Origin of the sequence: Halomonas sp. HG01, from assembly GCF_000968715.2 — a bacterium.
Taxonomy (GTDB): Bacteria; Pseudomonadota; Gammaproteobacteria; order Pseudomonadales; family Halomonadaceae; genus Halomonas; species Halomonas halophila.
In genome coordinates, this window is the sequence record NZ_CP022134.1 from 1,240,295 (window position 1) to 1,254,923 (window position 14,629).

The 14,629-nt window shown below is 69.0% G+C and carries 14 protein-coding genes; 10 read left to right on the plus strand and 4 right to left on the minus strand.

All coding sequences use genetic code 11. From position 1 onward, the window contains the following. Positions 1 to 85: 85 nt before the first annotated feature. A complete protein-coding gene (locus UN84_RS05800; protein WP_046079717.1) occupies positions 86 to 1,753 on the minus strand; it encodes an electron transfer flavoprotein-ubiquinone oxidoreductase in 1,668 nt (555 codons plus the stop codon). A 353-nt stretch (positions 1,754 to 2,106) separates the two neighbouring features. Here UN84_RS05800 and UN84_RS05805 point away from each other — a divergent pair, with 353 nt between their 5' ends. Continuing rightward, positions 2,107 to 2,859: an electron transfer flavoprotein subunit beta/FixA family protein gene (locus UN84_RS05805; RefSeq protein ID WP_035599028.1), complete on the plus strand. Its 753-nt coding sequence runs from the start codon at positions 2,107 to 2,109 to the stop codon at positions 2,857 to 2,859. Next, complete coding sequence (locus tag UN84_RS05810) at positions 2,856 to 3,782, plus strand: electron transfer flavoprotein subunit alpha/FixB family protein (protein ID WP_046079716.1); 927 nt, start codon at positions 2,856 to 2,858, stop codon at positions 3,780 to 3,782. The genes UN84_RS05805 and UN84_RS05810 overlap by 4 nt, the downstream gene beginning before the upstream one ends. 298 nt (positions 3,783 to 4,080) lie before the next feature. Here the strand turns inward: UN84_RS05810 and UN84_RS05815 are convergent, their stop codons facing one another. Continuing rightward, positions 4,081 to 4,488: a hypothetical protein gene (locus tag UN84_RS05815; protein WP_046079715.1), complete on the minus strand. Its 408-nt coding sequence runs from the start codon at positions 4,486 to 4,488 to the stop codon at positions 4,081 to 4,083. Positions 4,489 to 4,647: 159 nt separating this feature from the next. Here UN84_RS05815 and UN84_RS05820 point away from each other — a divergent pair, with 159 nt between their 5' ends. From UN84_RS05820 to UN84_RS05845, 6 genes are read left to right on the plus strand one after another with little or no spacing between them, the layout of a single operon-like run. Next, the gene (locus tag UN84_RS05820) at positions 4,648 to 5,436 is read left to right on the plus strand and encodes a DUF3450 domain-containing protein (RefSeq protein WP_082090926.1); all 789 of its coding nucleotides are present in this window, start codon (positions 4,648 to 4,650) and stop codon (positions 5,434 to 5,436) included. Beyond that, positions 5,436 to 6,836 (plus strand): MotA/TolQ/ExbB proton channel family protein, encoded by a 1,401-nt coding sequence (locus UN84_RS05825; RefSeq protein ID WP_237022366.1) that lies wholly within the window; start codon positions 5,436 to 5,438, stop codon positions 6,834 to 6,836. Before UN84_RS05820 ends, UN84_RS05825 begins: the two co-directional genes overlap by 1 nt. Beyond that, complete coding sequence (locus tag UN84_RS05830; protein WP_046079714.1) at positions 6,817 to 7,353, plus strand: MotA/TolQ/ExbB proton channel family protein; 537 nt, start codon at positions 6,817 to 6,819, stop codon at positions 7,351 to 7,353. Before UN84_RS05825 ends, UN84_RS05830 begins: the two co-directional genes overlap by 20 nt. Continuing rightward, positions 7,346 to 7,753 (plus strand): ExbD/TolR family protein, encoded by a 408-nt coding sequence (locus UN84_RS05835; protein WP_046079713.1) that lies wholly within the window; start codon positions 7,346 to 7,348, stop codon positions 7,751 to 7,753. Before UN84_RS05830 ends, UN84_RS05835 begins: the two co-directional genes overlap by 8 nt. Continuing rightward, positions 7,753 to 8,505 (plus strand): energy transducer TonB, encoded by a 753-nt coding sequence (locus UN84_RS05840; RefSeq protein WP_082090925.1) that lies wholly within the window; start codon positions 7,753 to 7,755, stop codon positions 8,503 to 8,505. The genes UN84_RS05835 and UN84_RS05840 overlap by 1 nt, the downstream gene beginning before the upstream one ends. A gap of 5 nt (positions 8,506 to 8,510) precedes the next feature. Beyond that, positions 8,511 to 9,653 carry a tetratricopeptide repeat protein gene (locus UN84_RS05845; RefSeq protein ID WP_237022367.1) on the plus strand — a complete coding sequence of 381 codons (1,143 nt, stop codon included), beginning with the start codon at positions 8,511 to 8,513 and terminating at the stop codon, positions 9,651 to 9,653. A gap of 192 nt (positions 9,654 to 9,845) precedes the next feature. Here the strand turns inward: UN84_RS05845 and xthA are convergent, their stop codons facing one another. After that, positions 9,846 to 10,676, minus strand: coding sequence for an exodeoxyribonuclease III (xthA, locus tag UN84_RS05850; protein ID WP_046079710.1), 831 nt, complete (start codon positions 10,674 to 10,676; stop codon positions 9,846 to 9,848). 3 nt (positions 10,677 to 10,679) lie between these two features. Next, on the minus strand, positions 10,680 to 10,916 hold the full coding sequence (locus tag UN84_RS05855; protein WP_035596714.1) for a hypothetical protein: 237 nt from the start codon (positions 10,914 to 10,916) through the stop codon (positions 10,680 to 10,682). A gap of 161 nt (positions 10,917 to 11,077) precedes the next feature. Between UN84_RS05855 and UN84_RS05860 the strand changes: the two genes are divergently transcribed. Next, entirely contained in the window at positions 11,078 to 12,358 is a 1,281-nt protein-coding gene (locus tag UN84_RS05860) for a DEAD/DEAH box helicase (RefSeq protein WP_046079709.1), read from the plus strand. A 124-nt stretch (positions 12,359 to 12,482) separates the two neighbouring features. Continuing rightward, positions 12,483 to 14,618, plus strand: a complete 2,136-nt coding sequence (dinG, locus tag UN84_RS05865) for an ATP-dependent DNA helicase DinG (RefSeq protein WP_046079708.1) — start codon at positions 12,483 to 12,485, stop codon at positions 14,616 to 14,618. Positions 14,619 to 14,629: the final 11 nt, after the last annotated feature.

The window sequence follows — 14,629 nt, forward strand, 5'->3', positions numbered from 1 at the left end:
GCTTCGCGCCTGGAAGCCTGAAGACAAACGCCCCGCAGGCTGTGTGCCTGCGGGGCGTTTTTTGCCTTTTTGACTCAGGCCTCCCTTACATGTTGGGGTAGTTCGGCCCGCCTCCCCCTTCCGGCGCGACCCAGGTGATGTTCTGGGCCGGGTCCTTGATGTCACAGGTCTTGCAGTGCACGCAGTTCTGGAAGTTGATCTGGAACGCGGGCTTGCCGTCGTCGTCCTCGACCACCTCGTAGACCCCGGCCGGGCAGTAGCGCTGCGCGGGCTCGGCGTAGGTCGGCAGGTTGTCGCGGATCGGCAGTTCCGGGTCCTTGAGGCGCAGGTGGCAGGGCTGGTCTTCCTCGTGGTTGGTGTTCGAGAGGAACACCGAGGAGGACTTGTCGAACGAGATCACGCCGTCCGGCTTGGGATAGTCGATCTTCTCGCACTCGGCCGCCGGCTTGAGGGTGGCGTGGTCCGGGGTGGTGTCGTGGACCGTCGGCAGCTTGCCGCCGGTGAGCTGGTCGAGGAAGTTGTAGGCGCCGCCGCCCACGGTGCCGTACTTGTGGATCGCCGGGCCGAAGCTGCGGCTCTCGTCGAGCTCCCGGTAGGCCCAGCTGGCCTGCCACTTGGCCTCGAAGGCGGTGAGATCGGCGCCGCCCTCGTCACCGGCCGCGATGGCCTCGAAGACGCTCTCGGCGGCCACCATGCCGGACTTCATGGCGGTGTGCAGGCCCTTGATCTTGGCGAAGTTCAGGGTGCCGGCGTCGCAGCCGATCAAGAGCCCGCCGGGGAAGGTCATCTTCGGCAGGCAGTTGAGGCCGCCCTTGGCGATGGCCCGGGCGCCGTAGGCCACCCGCGAGCCGCCCTCCAGGTACTGCTTGAGCACCGGGTGGTGCTTCATGCGCTGGAACTCGTCGAAGGGCGACAGGTACGGATTCTGGTAGGACAGGTCGAGGATCAGGCCGACCACCACCTGCTGATTCTCGGCGTGATAGAGGAACCAGCCGCCGTGGGTCGACTTGTCCAGCGGCCAGCCGGAGCCGTGCAGCACCAGGCCCGGCTCGTGCTTGTCGGCCGGCACGTCCCACAGCTCCTTGAGGCCGATGCCGTAGTGCTGCGGATCCTTGCCGGCATCGAGCTCGAAGCGCTCGATCAGTCCCTTGCCCAGGTGGCCGCGGGCGCCCTCGGCGAACAGGGTGTACTTGGCGCGCAGCTCCATGCCCGGCATGTGGCCGTCCTTGGGCTGGCCGTCGGCGCCCACGCCCATGTCGCCGACCAGGATGCCCTTGACCACGCCGTCCTCGACGATGGTCTCCTGGGCGGCGAAGCCCGGGAACACCTCGACGCCGAGCTCCTCGGCCTGTTCGGCCAGCCAGCGGCACAGGTTGCCGGCGCTGATCACATAACGGGTGAGGTCGCCGCCGGTGTTATGCATGGTCTTTGGCACCAGGGCATTGGGCAGCTTCTGGGCCTTCTCGGCGTCCTTGAGCAGATAGAGCTCGTCGCGAATCGCCGGCGTGGTCAGCGGCGCGCCGCGTTCCTGCCAGTCGGGGAACAGTTCCTGCAGGGCGCGGGGTTCGAAGACGGCGCCGGAGAGGATGTGAGCGCCGACCTCGGAGCCTTTCTCGACCAGGCACACCGTCAGCTCCTGTTCGGCCTCGTTGGCCTGCTGCATCAGGCGGCAGGCGGCGGCCAGCCCGGAGGGGCCGCCGCCGACGATGACCACGTCGAACTCCATGGCGTCGCGCTCGATCTGTTCTGTCATTGGATCCTTCTCCTCCCATCCCGACGACGTCCTGGCCGAGGCGGTCTCGGCATCGTCAGGGTGTTAAAACGGTCGTTTGCTTCCGGGGGTGTCCCATGGTCCGCATGATAGCCGGATTGGCCCCCCCTTACGATGGCCAAACCCCGGAAAGCCCCATTCCCGGCATGCCGGGGATTGTTGGAGTGGACCGGGCTGTGGCACATTTAGGGGGTTTTTCGGCAAGGCGCCTATCAAACGCTCGTCTGAAACGCATAAAAGCATATCGGCCAGTTCTATGGGCCAGTGTCGCGTTCCCTCAGCGAGTCGCCGAGCTCCGTTTCCCAGGTTCCGAGACAGAACCCAGCGAGGACATTATGAAGGTACTCGTCGCGGTCAAACGCGTCATCGACTACAACGTCAAGATTCGGGTCAAGCCGGACAACAGTGACGTCGATCTCACCAACGTCAAGATGGCCATGAATCCCTTCTGCGAGATTGCCGTGGAAGAGGCGGTGCGGCTCAAGGAAGCCGGTGTGGCCACCGAAGTGGTCGCCGTCACCGTGGGTCCGAAGGCCGCCCAGGAACAGCTGCGCACCGCGCTGGCGCTGGGCGCCGATCGCGCCGTGCACGTGCAGACCGAGGCGCCCGTCGAGTCGCTGGCCGCGGCCAAGCTGCTGGCCAAGGTCGTCGAGGAAGAGCAGCCGCAGCTGACCATCCTCGGCAAGCAGGCCATCGACAGCGACAACAACCAGGTGGGGCAGATGCTCGCCGCGCTGACCGGTCGTCCCCAGGGCACCTTCGCCTCCGAGGTCGCCGTCGAGGGCGAGACCCTGAAGGTCACCCGCGAGATCGACGGCGGCCTGCAGACCGTGGCCCTGCAGCTGCCGGCCATCGTCACCACCGACCTGCGCCTCAACGAGCCGCGTTACGCCAAGCTGCCCGACATCATGAAGGCCAAGAAGAAGCCGCTGGACACCAAGACGCCCGAGGAACTCGGCGTCGCGGTGGCCTCCGGCCTCAAGCTGGTTTCCGTCGAGCCGCCGGCCGAGCGTCAGGGCGGCGTCAAGGTGGGCTCCGTGGACGAGCTGGTCGACAAGCTGAAGAATGAAGCGAAGGTGATTTCATGAGTATCCTGGTCCTTGCCGAACATCACGACGGCCAGCTGGCCGAGATCACCGCGCACGTGGTCGCCGCCGCAAGGAAAATCGGTGGCGACGTTGACGTGCTGGTTGCCGGCGAGAACGTCGGTGCCGTCGCCGAGGCCGCCGCCAAGCTCGACGGCGTGAGCCGGGTGCGCGTCGCCGACGCCGCGGTCTATGCCCACCAGCTGGCCGAGCCGGTCGGCGACCTGCTGGTCGCGCTGTCCGACGACTATGGCCACGTGCTGGCTGCCGCCACCACCAATGGCAAGAACGTGCTGCCGCGACTCGCCGCGCTCAAGGACGTCAGCCAGATCTCCGAGATCATCGAGGTGGTCGGCGCCGATACCTTCAAGCGCCCGATCTATGCCGGCAACGCCATCGCCACCGTGCAGAGCGAGGACGCACTGAAGGTGATCACCGTGCGTCCCACCGCCTTCGATGCCGTCGGTGAGAGCGGAAGCGCGAGCGTCGAGGCCGTCGAGAGCGGCATCGACAACGCCCTGTCCTCGTTCGTCGACGAGCGGCTCGAGCAGAGCGACCGCCCCGAGCTCGGCGGCGCCAAGGTGGTGATCTCCGGCGGCCGCGGCATGGGCAGTGGCGAAAACTTCAAGCTGCTCGACGGCATCGCCGACAAGCTGGGCGCGGCCATCGGCGCCTCCCGTGCGGCGGTCGACGCCGGCTACGTGCCCAACGACATGCAGGTCGGCCAGACCGGCAAGATCGTGGCGCCGGAGCTGTACATCGCGGTGGGCATCAGCGGTGCCATCCAGCACCTGGCAGGGATGAAGGATTCCCGGGTGATCGTCGCCATCAACAAGGACGACGAGGCGCCGATCTTCCAGGTCGCGGACTATGGTCTCGTCGGCGATCTGTTCGAGATCCTGCCGGAGCTCGAGAGCAAGCTGTAAGGCGAAGATCGGGATCTTCCAGGTGGCGCTCTCGATGACCCGTGGTCTCGTCGGGGATCTGTTCGAGATCCTGCCGGAGCTCGAGAGCAAGCTGTAAGGCGAAGATCGGGATCTTCCAGGTGGCGCTCTCGATGACCCGCGGTCTTGTCGGCGACCTGTTCGAGATCCTGCCGGAGCTCGAGAGCAAGCTGTAACACTCTCTGCCGTCAGGTAGAAAACGGGCCGGCCTCTCCACGGAGAGGCCGGCCCGTTTGCGTTGGTGCGTCGTCGATGCTGAAGAGGTGGCGAGGAGGGCGGTTTAGCGGCGAAGCCAGCCGCCCAGCCGTCGGGCCATGGCCTGCCACTGGCTTTCCTGTGCCTCGGAGGGGCGACGGCCGGCCAGCCAGGCGGCAGCCTCCTGCAGCGGCGACACGATGGCGTCGAGCTGGCGCGCGCAGCGATCGCGACCCAGGCCGCCGGGGCATTGGGCCAGCAGCAGGCTGGCGTGGGCGAGGGCGGCATCGAGGGACTGCCAGGCCGCCGGATGACGAACGGCGGCATCACGGCAGCGTCTCAGTTCGCCGGTGAGCATCTCGACCAGGCCGGCGTCCAGCCAGCAGGGGTGGGACGGGGCTCGCGACGGCTTGTCCAGGTCATCGCGAAGCGCCCGGAAGGAGACCGAAAGGAAGATGCAGGTGTAATGCAGCTGTGATGTGTCGGCCGACATGGGCGGCGGCTCCTTTGATATTAATTCTCATTCTTTATGGGCGCCCGCGAGCTGTCAACCTCTCGGTGCTGGGTCTCGTTTGCGGTTGCGTCAGGCATTGATAATTATTCTTGTTCAAAGTAGGGTTTAGGGGATATGTCGGACCTTTCGGAGACAAGCGTGTCCTACCACCAATCCCGGCGCCGCCTCGCCGTGGCAGGCGTTGCCCTGCTCATGGTCGGTTCGGCGGCCGCCCAGTCGACGGTGCGCGATGAGGCGCTGGACGCCCAGCGTACCCAGGCCGAACTCCAGGCGCGTATCGACAACGCCGACGACGCCGTGCGCGACAAGCTCCAGGCACTGCGTCAGGCGCGCGAGGAAACGCGGCGTCTGAACGACTACAACGCCGAGCTGGCGCCGCTGGTCGAGCGTCAGGCCGATACCCTGGCCCGCCGTGACGAGGCGCTTTCCACCCTGTCCGAGACCCGCGAGGCCCTGCCGGGCCTGATGCGTGACATGGTCGAGCGTCTGCGTGCCTGGGTGGAGCGCGACATGCCTTTCCTGGAGGACGAGCGTCTGGCCCGGGTCGAGAACCTCGAGCGCCTGCTGGCCGATCCCGAGACGAGCCGCGACGAGAAGCTGGCGCGGATGCTGGCCGCCTGGCGCGCCGAGCTCGACTACGGCCGGGAGATCGATGCCTGGCGTGGTGAACTGGCCGGCGATGTCCCGCGCGAGGTGGATTTCCTGCGCCTGGGCCGGGTCGGCTGGTACTACTTGACGCCCGACGGCCATCGCGGTGGCGTGTGGAAGGCCGAGCAGGGCGGCTGGCAGCCGCTGGACGGCGCGGCTCTGACCGAGGTCCGCAAGGGGCTGGCCATCGCCCGCGAGCGGCGCGCCCCCGCGCTGCTGGAGCTGCCCGTTTCTCAACCCGTGTCTGCGTCAGAGACACCTGCCGGGGAGGACGCCTGATGCACCTGCCGACGGCAATGCGCGCCGCGCTGATGGGCCTGTGGCTGGCCGGCTTCCCCCTGCTGGGCCAGGCCCAGCCGGCGGTCGCGCCGGACGACGAGGCCGCGCTCTCGACCCTGCGTGCCGAACGCGAGGCCGCCGAGGCCCGTGACAACGCTCGCCTGGCCGAGCTGGTCGATGACGAAGCGGCGCTGGATGAGGCGCTGACCGAGGCTCAGGACGCACTGGCCGCCGCTCGCGAGCGACGCGAATCCCTCGACGCCCGGGAGCAGTCCCAGCGCGAGGCGCTCGAGGAGCTTAACGCCCGTCGCCAGGAACAAGGTGGTGATCTGCAGGCCCTGTTCGATGAGGTGGCCGGCGTCAGCGGCGAGCTGCGTGACGATCTCGCCGCCAGCTGGCTGACTCTCGGCGGTCAGGCCGAGCTGCCGCCGCGCCTCGAGGCCGACGGCATCCTCGGCGCCGATCAGGTGGCCGGCCTCGCCGACAGCCTGATGGCGCTGACGCGCGAGACCGCTCGGGTGGCGGAGTTCGAGGCGCCAGTGGCTGGCGCCGATGGCGAGGTGGCCGAGCGCTCGGTGCTACGCGTGGGCGATCTGCTGGCGGCGACCGACGACGGTCAGCTGCTCGAGCGTTCCGGTGAGGACGGGCGCCTGGCGGTGCTGCCGACGACGCCCGGGGCGATCGCCGACACCTTGGCGGCCTTCCGCAACGGCGAGGGCGACACCCTGGCCTTCGATCCGGCCGACGGGCAGGTCGTCGCGGCCATGGCGCAGACGCCGAGCCTCTGGGAGCGCTTCCAGCAGGGCGGTGCCGTGGGCTATGTGGTCGTGGCGCTGGGCGTCGTCGGCCTGCTGGTGGCGCTGGTGCAGTACCTCTATCTGACGCGGGTGACGGTGCGGCTGCATCGTCAGCTCGGTGATCTCGACCGGCTGCGCGACGACAATCCGCTGGGACGCGTGCTCAAGCGTTTCCATGCCCTCGGCCCGGGCCACGCGCCCGAGGCGCTGGAGGCCCGCCTCGACGAGGCGCTGCTCGCCGAGCAGCCGAAGCTCGAGCGCGGCCAGGGACTGGTCAAGATGCTCGCCGCCGTGGCGCCACTGATGGGCCTGCTCGGCACCGTCACCGGCATGATCGTGACCTTCCAGTCGATCACCGTGTTCGGCACCGGCGACCCGCAGCTGATGGCCGGCGGCATCAGTCAGGCGCTGGTGACCACGGTGCTGGGCCTGATCACCGCGGTGCCGCTGCTGTTCGCCCAGACGGCGCTCTCCAGCCGCAGCCGTTCGCTGATCGGTACCCTCGAAGGGCGCGCCAGTGCCGTGCTCGCCGACACCCTGGAAGCCGGCCGCGACGCCGCTTCCCCGAGCGTGACGCCGCGCCATGCCGATGCTCTGGCTTGATCCCCTGGCCTGGCTGGTCGAGGCCGGCGGCCCGGTGCTGGTGGTCATCATCGGCGTGGCGGTGCTGCTGTTCTCGCTGGGCCTGGAGCGCTGGTGGTTCTTCCGCTTCCACTATCGTCCGGCGCGCCACGCCCTGGTGGCGCGCTGGGTGGCCCGCGAGGATCACGCCAGCTGGAGTGCGCTGACCCTGCGCGAGATCTGGGCCCGCGAGCTGATCACCCGGCTGCGCGCGCCGCTGCCCTGGCTCAAGCTGCTGGTGGTGATCTGCCCGCTGTTCGGCCTGCTCGGCACGGTGACCGGCATGATCACCGTCTTCGACAGCCTGTCGGTGAGCGAGGTCAATCAGGCTCGTGCCATGGCCGACGGCGTGGCCCGCGCCACCCTGCCGACCCTGAGCGGCATGGCGGTCTCGGTGGTGGGGCTCTTGTTCATCGCTCGTCTCGAACACATCATCCGGCGCGAGGATCAGCGGCTGCACGACCGCCTGGCACGCGCCGCGGAGGACGCACATGCGTAGACGTCGACTGGCGGCGGCCGCTGAGGAGAGCAGCGAGGTCAACCTGACCCCGATGCTGGACGTGGTCTTCATCATGCTGATCTTCTTCATCGTGACCACCAGCTTCATCAAGGAGAGCGGGGTGGAGATCGAACGGCCCGAGTCCAGCGCGGCCTCGCCGCGGCCGGACGTTCAGGTGCTGGTGGCGATCACCCCCGAGGGCGCGGTGTGGGTCGACGGCGAGCCCGTGGACCTGCACCGGGTCGGTCCGCGCGTGGCCGGCCTGATCAGCGACGACGGCTCGGTGGTGATCCAGGCCGATCGCGATGCCACCACCGGCGTGCTGATCGAGGTCATGGATCGCCTGCGCGAGGCCGACGTCGACAACGTGGCGGTGGCCGCCCAGCGGAGCGGTGACTGATGCGGCTACCGGTTTCGCTGCTGGCCGGGGCGGCCCTGACCCTGGCGCTGTTCGCGCTGCTGGCCTTGCTGGTGGCACCGCCCGAGGCCGAGCCCGAGCCGCAGCAGGAGATCATGATGACGCTGGCCGAAGCGCCGGCCGAGATGGCGCCCGAGCCGGCCACGGCGGCCAGCGCGGCGCCACCGCCGCCGCCCAGTGCTCCGACGCCGCCGCCACAGCCGGCGCCGGCGCCCCAGGTCGACAGCGCCATTTCCCTGCCGGAGCCGGAGCTGCCGCCCATGGAAGCGCCGGAGACGCCGGTGGACGAGGCCTTGCCGGAGCTCACCGAGACGCCACCCGAACCGAAGCCAGAGCCCCGGCCCGAACCGCAACCCGAACCGCAGCCGGAACCCGCGCCGGCACCGGACCCTGCTCCGAGCCAGGCCACGGCGAGCACGTCGTCGTCGGCCCAGGCCGCGAGTCAGGCGGCCTCCAACGAGCCGGTGGACGTCGGGTCCTCCGCCCAGGCCACGCGTCGCGTGCCGCCCGAGTATCCCTCGCGGGCCCGCCGTCGCGGTCTCGAGGGCCACGTGGTGGTGCAGTTCATCATTCGCCGCGACGGCAGCGTCGAACGCGACAGCATCCAGGTGGTGGAGGCCAGCCCGCGTCGCGTCTTCGACCGCGTCGCTCGCCGCGCCATCGCCGGCTGGCAGTTCGCGTCCGCCGATCAGCGCCGTCGGGCCCGCCAGCGCCTGGAGTTCCAGCTGAGATGACGATCATGACGCCGACACGCCCGCTGTGCCTGCTCGCCTGGCTGCTGCTGTCCTCGCCCGCCCTGGCGGCGCCGACCCTGTCCGGGGCGCGCATCGACGACCTTCAGGGCCTCGAGCAGCGCCTGGGGCAGTCCGAGTATGCCGCCGTGCGCGAACGCGCCCTGAGCCAGGCCGATCGCCTGGCGGGCGGCAATGCCTCGGACCGCTGGGCCCGCGCCCTCTACCTGCAGCTCGCCGCCAGCGCCGCGGCGCGTCTCGACGATCCGCTGGCCGCCGCCGGTCATCTGGCCGAGGCGCGTGGCATCCGTGGCGTCGAGCGCGCCCAGGCGGATCGCTGGCTGCGCCAGGAGGCGGGACTGCGCCTGCGGGGCGATCAGCCCGAGCGGGCGAGGGCGCTGCTCGGCGACTGGTTCCAGCGTCACGCCGGCACCCGCGAGGATCACTGGCTGATGGTCCAGCTGCTGGCCGCCGAGGCCGACTGGGACGACGCGGCGCGCTGGGTGAATCGCGCCCTGAGTGGCGGCGGCGAGCCGAGCGAGGCGCATGCGACGCTGGCCGCCACCGTGCTGCAGCGTGCCGGCGACGAGGGCGGCGCGCTGGCGCTGATCGAGCGGCGTCTCCAGGGCGCCGACGGTAATGCCGAGACCTGGCGTCGAGCGGCCAGCCTGGCCCAGCGCCTGGGCGATCCGGGTCGGGCTGCGGCGATCTGGGAGGCCGGCTGGCGCCGCGGCGTGCTGTCGGGCGCCGAGGACCTGCACCAGCGCATCCGTCTGCACCTGGCCGGCGGCACGCCGGCGCGGGCCGCCGAGCTGCTGACTGTTGCTCTCGAGGAGCAGTCGCTGCCGGACGATCTCGAGCATCGCCGCCTGCTGGCGCGTGCCTGGCAGGCCGCGCGCGATCACGACGAGGCGTTGGCTGCCTGGCGCGACGTCGTCGAGCGCAGCGGGGCCGGCGACGACTGGCTGCGGCTGGGCGAGCTGGCCTACGGCTGGGGCGAGTGGGACATCGCCGGCGAGGCGCTGGCGAAGGCGCGTGATCTGGGTGAGTCCGAGGCGGAAGACTGGCTGTCGAGCCTGCCGGAGCAGGAAGGCGGTGAGGCAACAGGCGGGACCGAGGATGAGGCGGTGAATGCCGGGGGCAAGGCGTAGCGAGGGTTTTTGCCAAGGGTGAGGCGATCCTCGCCGAACGGGCTGGCCATGGATGGCCAGCACCGGTCCTTCAAGCGGAGCAGGATGCGAGAGTGCTGAAGGGCAAAAGTAGCGCCCAGGGAAGGGTTTACAGCGCCTCGTGATGGTCCGGCACCCCGAGGCTTGCCGCCGGGCAAGCGCTTCGCGAGATGATTACGCCTCGAATTCGGTCCACACGGGGGCGTGGTCGGACGGCTTCTCCATGCCGCGCAGCTCGTAGTCGATGCCGGCGTCGCGCACCCGGCCGGCCAGCGGCTCCGTCACCAGGATGTAGTCGATGCGCAGGCCGCGCTTCGGGTCGCGGTCGAAGCCCTTGGAGCGGTAGTCGAACCAGCTGAAGCGGTCGTCCACCTGCGGATGGCAGAGCCGGTAGCTGTCGGCGAGGCCCCAGGCCTTGATGCCCGCGAGCCACTCGCGTTCCACCGGCTGGAAGCTGGTCTTGCCCTCGCGCAGCCAGCGCTTGCGGTTGGGCTCGCCGATGCCGATGTCGATGTCCTCGGGCGAGATGTTGAAGTCGCCCATGATCGCCAGGCGCTCGTCCGGGGCGTGATGCTCGTTGAGCAGGCGCGACAGCTGGGCGTAGAACTCACGCTTGTGCGGGAATTTCACCGGATGGTCGACGCTTTCGCCCTGGGGAAAGTAGCCGTTCCACACCGTCAGCGGCTCGCCGCCGTCGATGCGCAGTCGCGCGCCGATCAGCCGGCGCTGGGCCTGTTCGCCGTCATCGGGAAAGCCGCGATGGATCGCTTCCGGGCCGTCCGGGCACTGCTCGTTGCAGATCATCAGCGCCACGCCGTAGTGACCCTTCTGGCCGTGAAAGTAAACGCTGTAGCCCAACGCCTCGACGGCCTCGACCGGGAACTCGCTGTCCTGGACCTTGGTCTCCTGCAGGCCGATCACCGCCGGACGATGTGCGGCGACCAGCGCCTCCAGCTGATGCAGCCGGGCGCGAATGCCGTTGATGTTGAATGACACCAGGCGCATCGGTCAGTCGTCCTTCTGCTCGGGCTTGTCGGGATGGATGGCGATCTTCTGGCCGCTTTCCTGGCGGGCCAGCTTGCGCTCCGCCTGCAGCTTGCGCTGCTGGCGCTTCTTGTCGGTGTAGCGCCGCGACGAGGTGACCTCGTCGGGGTTCTCGTGGCGCCACTGCTTGTAGTCCTTGCGCCGACCGGTGCGGATGGTCACCTTGTCGGCGATGGAACGGCTCTTCTTCCTGCGTGTCATGACACGGCTCCTCTTTCGATGGGCGCCATTCTAGCAGTCGGACGCTTCCCTTCGACAGCGGACGCGCCCTCGGCGCCCGAGACTGGTACAATGCGCGTTTGCGTCACGCATCGCTGATCGATGCACCTCCATCCACGAACATGGACGAGACAGCACAGCCTATGAGCGAGTCGGAACAGACCACAGCACCGGCCCAGACCGAGAACCGCAAGCCCAAGCGTCGCCGCCGCAAGCCGCGTCGCCGCCAGTCGAACTGGGATCTGCGCCAGTTCCAGGTCCCCGCCGTGGCGGGCAAGTGGCGCTTCCACGATTTCGACCTGCCGCTGCCGCTGATGCGTGCCATCCATGCCCAGGGCTTCGAGTACTGCACGCCGATCCAGGCCGAGGCGCTGACCCACACGCTGCTCGGTGGCGACGTGGTCGGCAAGGCCCAGACCGGCACCGGCAAGACCGCCGCCTTCCTGATCTCGATCCTCGCCTACTTCCTCGAGGAAGAGGCCCCGGACGGCCAGAAGCCGGGCGCGCCGCGGGCGCTGATCGTGGCCCCGACCCGCGAACTGGCGCTGCAGATCGAGAAGGACGCCAAGGCCCTGGCCCGCTTCACCAAGCTCAACGTGGCCAGCGTGGTCGGCGGGATGGACTACCAGAAGCAGCTCGAGGGCCTCGGCCAGCAGCTCGACATCCTGGTGGCCACCCCGGGCCGGCTGCTGGACTTCCATCAGAAGCGTGACGTCGATCTGACCCAGGTCGAGGTGCTGGTGCTCGACGAGGCAGATCGGATGCTCTCCATGGGCTTCATCCCCGACGTCAAGCGCATCATCCGCCATACGCCCAAGCCCGAGGAGCGCCAGACCTTCCTGTTCTCGGCGACCTTCACCGAGGACATCCTCAATCTGGCCAGCCAGTGGACCCGCGATCCGGCCCACGTGGACATCGCGGTCACCGTCGATAACGCCGCCGATATCGATCAGCGTGTCTATCTGGTCGGCGACGAGGACAAGGCGAAGCTGCTGGTGAAGCTGCTGCAGCAGGAGAGCTTCGACCGGGTGATGGTGTTCGGCAACCGCCGTGACCTGGTGCGCAAGCTTGACGGCCTGCTCAAGGACGCCGGCATCAATGCCGCCATGATCTCCGGCGACGTGCCCCAGAACCAGCGCATCAGCACCCTCGAGAAGTTCCGCGAGGGCGAGATCCAGGTGCTGGTGGCCACCGATGTGGCCGGCCGTGGCATCCACATCGAGGACGTCAGCCACGTCATCAACTACACCCTGCCCGAAGATCCGGAGGACTACGTCCACCGTATCGGCCGCACCGGCCGCGCCGGCGCCAAGGGTGTCTCGATCAGCTTCGTGGGCGAGGAAGACGCCTTCTCGCTGCCGGAGATCGAGCGCTTCATCAACGACAAGCTGCCCTGCGAGCATCCGCCGGAAGGGCTGCTGTAAGCTCTTAGCTTTAAGCTTGAAGCTGGAAGAGAAACACTCCGGCTGTGCCGGGCGCCAGCGCTTTCTCCGAGTGGCGTTGGGGTGACTTCCAGCTTCCAGCTTCTGGCTTCCAGCTAGGATTTTTATGCTAGACGAGGCCCTGAAGGGCGAGATCCAGGGCGCCTATCGCAAGGTGCTCGACGGCCTCGACCTCACCCCACGCTACGGCCAGCGGCTGATGATCGCCGAGATCGCCCGCACCCTGGGCGGCATCGAGGCCGATGACGCCGGCCAGCGCACCAGCCACGAGCACGTCTGCGTGCTCGAGGCCGGCACCGGCACCGGCAAGACCCTGGCCTATTTGCTCGCCGCGCTGCCGGTGGCCAAGGCCCATGGCAAGCGGCTGGTGGTGGCCACTGCCACGGTGGCCCTGCAGGAGCAGGTGCTGCACCAGGACCTGCCGGCGCTCAAGGCCCACAGCGGGCTCTCCTTCAACTTCTCCCTGGCCAAGGGCCGCGGTCGCTACGTCTGCGTGGCGCGCCTCGACCAGGCCATGGACGGGGGCGAGGACGACAATCCCACCCTGTCGCTGTTCGAGCAGGCCCTGGACAGCGGCGGCGACGATTTCCAAGAGCTCGTCCAGTCCCTCGGCGAGGCCTACGGCAACGGCCGCTGGGCCGGCGATCGCGACAGCTGGCCGGAGGGCATCGACGACGCCCACTGGCGCAAGCTGACCGTCGATCATCGTCAGTGCACCAATCGCCGCTGCGGACACTACGGTGCCTGTGCCTTCTTTCGCGCACGGCGCGAGCTGGACAGCGCCGAGGTGATCGTCGCCAACCACGACCTGGTGCTGGCCGACCTGGCCTTGGGCGGTGGTGTGGTGCTGCCGGACCCCGGCGACTGCATCTACGTCTTCGACGAGGGCCACCACCTGCCGGACAAGGCGCTCAACCACTTCACTCATCGCTTCGCCGTGGGCCATGGCCTGCGCTGGCTGAGCACGCTCAAGAAGTCGCTCACCGAGCTCAACCAGGCGCTGGCCGTGCAGCCCACGCTGGCGCGCCTGCTCTCGAGCCTGCCGCCGCTGTTCGAGGGGCTTGAGCCGCGCCTCGGCGACGCCTTCTCGCTGGGCCATCAGCTGGCCGGGCGTCCCGAAGGCCTGGGCGACGGCGAAGACAGCGCCCAGCATCGCTTCGAGATGGGCCGAACCCCCGACGCGCTGCGCGAACAGGCCGACGGCCTGGTGACGATGTTCGCCGAGCTGTCGCGGACCCTGGAGTCGATGGCCGATATCCTGCGCGAGAGCCTGGACCCGGAGAAGTCCACCGGACTGCCCAAGGAGCAGGCCGAGCCCTGGCTGCCGCTGGTGGCGCTGCTCCACGGCCGCGCGCTGGAGGCGCATGCCCTGTGGCAGGCCTTCGCCGAGACCGATCCGGAAGGCGAGCCGCCCCGCGCCCGCTGGCTGACGCTGGAGCGCTTCGGCGGCGACCCGGAGCTGACCTTCTCGGCGAGCCCGGTGTCCGCCGCCCATACCCTGGCGAAGTCGCTGTGGGGGCGCTGCTTCGGCGCCGTGGTGACCTCGGCGACCCTCACCGCCCTGGGCCGTTTCGAGCGGCTGCAGGAGCGAGCCGGACTGGCCAATCGCTATCGCTACCAGAGCCTGCCGAGCCCCTTCGACTACTCCCGGGCGGTGCTCAGCGTGCCCCGCGAGGCGGCCGACCCGTCCGACCGCGAGGGCCACGAGCGCGCCATCGTCGACTTCGTCGAGGCGCTCGGAAAAGACGAGGCGGTGCTGGCGCTGTTTTCCTCCCGCGCCCAGCTGCGTGCCGTGGAACGCGCGCTCTCGGAAGGCACGCGGGAGCGGGTGCTGGCCCAGGGCAGGCTGCCCAAGCGCGAGCTGGTGGAGCGTCACCGGGCGAAGATCGACAAGGGCGAGGGCAACATCCTGTTCGGCCTGGCGAGTTTCGCCGAGGGCATCGATCTGCCCGGCGACTATCTGACCCATGTGATCATCACCCGGCTGCCGTTCGCGGTGCCCGACGACCCGGTGGGCGCCACGCTGGCCGAATGGATCGAGCGCCAGGGCGGTAACCCGTTCATGCGCATCAGCGTGCCCGACGCCTCGATCAAGCTGGTCCAGGCCTGCGGCCGGCTGATCCGCAAGGAGGCCGATCGCGGTCGCATCACGCTGCTCGACCGCCGCGTGCTGACCCGCCGCTACGGCCGCGCGCTGCTGGATGCGCTGCCGCCCTTCGTGCGCGAAATCGACGGCCAGTAACGGGGCGTCTT

Coding starts and splice junctions, on each gene's coding strand:
- UN84_RS05800 (WP_046079717.1), bottom strand. CDS start 1,753: ATGACAGAACAGATCGAGCGCGACGCCATGGAGTTCGACGTGGTCATC.
- UN84_RS05805 (WP_035599028.1), top strand. CDS start 2,107: ATGAAGGTACTCGTCGCGGTCAAACGCGTCATCGACTACAACGTCAAG.
- UN84_RS05810 (WP_046079716.1), top strand. CDS start 2,856: ATGAGTATCCTGGTCCTTGCCGAACATCACGACGGCCAGCTGGCCGAG.
- UN84_RS05815 (WP_046079715.1), bottom strand. CDS start 4,488: ATGTCGGCCGACACATCACAGCTGCATTACACCTGCATCTTCCTTTCG.
- UN84_RS05825 (WP_237022366.1), top strand. CDS start 5,436: ATGCACCTGCCGACGGCAATGCGCGCCGCGCTGATGGGCCTGTGGCTG.
- UN84_RS05830 (WP_046079714.1), top strand. CDS start 6,817: ATGCCGATGCTCTGGCTTGATCCCCTGGCCTGGCTGGTCGAGGCCGGC.
- UN84_RS05835 (WP_046079713.1), top strand. CDS start 7,346: ATGCGTAGACGTCGACTGGCGGCGGCCGCTGAGGAGAGCAGCGAGGTC.
- UN84_RS05840 (WP_082090925.1), top strand. CDS start 7,753: ATGCGGCTACCGGTTTCGCTGCTGGCCGGGGCGGCCCTGACCCTGGCG.
- UN84_RS05845 (WP_237022367.1), top strand. CDS start 8,511: ATGACGCCGACACGCCCGCTGTGCCTGCTCGCCTGGCTGCTGCTGTCC.
- xthA (WP_046079710.1), bottom strand. CDS start 10,676: ATGCGCCTGGTGTCATTCAACATCAACGGCATTCGCGCCCGGCTGCAT.
- UN84_RS05855 (WP_035596714.1), bottom strand. CDS start 10,916: ATGACACGCAGGAAGAAGAGCCGTTCCATCGCCGACAAGGTGACCATC.
- UN84_RS05860 (WP_046079709.1), top strand. CDS start 11,078: ATGAGCGAGTCGGAACAGACCACAGCACCGGCCCAGACCGAGAACCGC.
- dinG (WP_046079708.1), top strand. CDS start 12,483: ATGCTAGACGAGGCCCTGAAGGGCGAGATCCAGGGCGCCTATCGCAAG.